Here is a 2,239-nt window from a genome sequence, read left to right on the forward strand (position 1 = left end):
CAAGGCGATTGGAGCGGGTTATCACCTAATGAGTCTCCTATCGTATTTATGGCTACCCAGTATCATGATTTACCAGAAGATGAAAAGCCCGAGTATAAAAATCTAAGTCTAAATATGATAGATATCAACAGAGTCTCTAAACGTATGATTGGTGAAATGAATAATCGTATAGAGAGTTCTAGACTAATAGGGATTGGGTTATGAATAACAAATTATTAAATACTCAATCTAATAATAAGGTTGGTTTAGTATTATCAGGTGGCGGTGCAAAAGGCGCTTATCATGTTGGCGTTGTTAGAGCGCTCAATGAAATGAATATTGGCATTGATATGATATCAGGTGCCAGTATTGGTGCACTAAACGGTGCTGTACTGGCATCAGCACCTAATTTTGCTGAAGGCGTAAAACGTATAGGAAATCTTTGGGATAAGCTGCCTCACCTTAAGCCTATTCAGTTTGATAGCAACGCTCTGACCTCTAGGTTCAAACTTAAATCTATCTCAAATAGTAAGTTTAATTATTTGATTTATTTTACACTGCTGCTATCGGCTGGGTTAAGGCTTAGTAGTCCTCTTGGATTGTTAAGTTCTGTATTTGTTGGTTTTAAAACTTCTGGTGTTGAAAATATATTAAAAGATGACACATTAAGAATGATGTTAGAGGAATATTTAGATATAGAACATCTACAGCATTCTATACCCCTATATGTTTCGATTTTTAAACAGCAACAAAGTGGTAAAGCATTTATAGACTTATTTTTAGCTATAAAAGATGTTGTTAAAGTAGAGCTCGCAGGAATAGACAATGCTCCTTCAGAGTTTAGACACATACAGTCTTTATCATTAGAAGAACAAAAAGAGGTGCTTTTAGCCTCTGCTGCAGTACCCTTATTCTTTAAAGCATTCAGTGATGGTCAAAATGGACGCTATACTGATGGTGGACAAGGGGGTTACCTTAAATCACAGGGCAATACACCAATTACTCCATTGATAGAAGCTGGCTGTCGCCATATTATTGTGACGCACTTAGCTGATGGTTCACTGTGGCATCGACATGACTTTTCTGATACCTCTATTATAGAGGTCCGACCTAGCATCGAAATAGGCGGCACGATGGCGATGTTCGATTTTTCAGTTGAAACAGTCGATAGACTAGTACAAGCAGGCTATCACGATACTATGAAGACTTTACAAAAGGTAAAGCTTAACTTGAATAGTGTTCATTCAATGCGCCAAAATACCACACTACTCGCAAGTACATTAAGTGATACAGAGGGAGATGATGCGTTAGAGAGTGCTATGAATAGATTACGGAGTAATAGCTAATGCATAATGATAGTAGTACCTCTTACCAGAGATTAGAGAGTCTCAAACATAATCACCAAACCCAGAAGTCTGAATTCTCTGACCCCTTTCGTCTGCGTATGCATCGCTCATTAAGTTGGCTGTCTAAAGCTGTGAGAGTCAATGATGACGACATACGTTTCATCACTCTATGGATAGCATTTAATGCCGCTTATGCTCGGGAAGTAGCATTATTTGCTACCAGCTCAGAGCGTAGTGAGTTTCGGCGCTTTATACAACTGATATGCCGTCTAGACACTGACCAGAAGGTCTATAAGCTAGTTTGGGAGAAGTATTCAGGTAGCATTCGTATATTACTGGATAATCAATACACTTTTCAGCCATTTTGGGATTATCAAAATGGTCTGATTAGTCATCAAGCATGGGAAGAAGATTTCAAACGTGCCAAAGATAAAGCTCGCCGTGCACTTAGTAATAAAGATACAGATACCGTATTGGCGGTAGTATTTGATAGGTTATATACCCTGCGCAATCAAATCATGCATGGCGGTGCCACTCACAACAGCCAAGTCAATCGTTCACAAATCAAAGACAGTAGCGCTATCTTAGCTGCTATCTTGCCATTAATGCTAGAGATCATGATGACAAATCATAGCAAAATGGACTGGGGCAAGCCTTTTTATCCGGTCGTAAACTAGCAGTTATTTTAGTATAAGCTCCTTACTATAAACAGTTCAGGACTAGTTTTTGCCACCTTATTGCTAAAGTTAAGCTCTGTCAGTGCTATGGTCGGACGTTGACACATATCTTAATATTTCAGTTAAAATGTTATATTGCTCCTCAGAGCTGCCCACAAAATTGGAAGGTCTGTTAACTTTTAGCTTAGAGAACTTTGATACTTTGATAAAACAATCTTATAGCTATTCATATCGTAA

3 protein-coding genes are annotated in these 2,239 nt (G+C 38.4%); all 3 read left to right on the plus strand.

What is annotated here, in order from left to right:
- Positions 1 to 204: hypothetical protein (locus ACS8FD_RS13165; protein ID WP_439276221.1), on the plus strand; the 204-nt coding region annotated here is incomplete at its 5' end.
- Positions 201 to 1,325: a patatin-like phospholipase family protein gene (locus tag ACS8FD_RS13170; RefSeq protein WP_439261102.1), complete on the plus strand. Its 1,125-nt coding sequence runs from the start codon at positions 201 to 203 to the stop codon at positions 1,323 to 1,325. The genes ACS8FD_RS13165 and ACS8FD_RS13170, both read left to right, overlap by 4 nt.
- Positions 1,325 to 2,002: a hypothetical protein gene (locus tag ACS8FD_RS13175; protein WP_439261103.1), complete on the plus strand. Its 678-nt coding sequence runs from the start codon at positions 1,325 to 1,327 to the stop codon at positions 2,000 to 2,002. The genes ACS8FD_RS13170 and ACS8FD_RS13175 overlap by 1 nt, the downstream gene beginning before the upstream one ends.
- Positions 2,003 to 2,239: the final 237 nt, after the last annotated feature.

The organism is Psychrobacter sp. 1U2, from assembly GCF_051847575.1.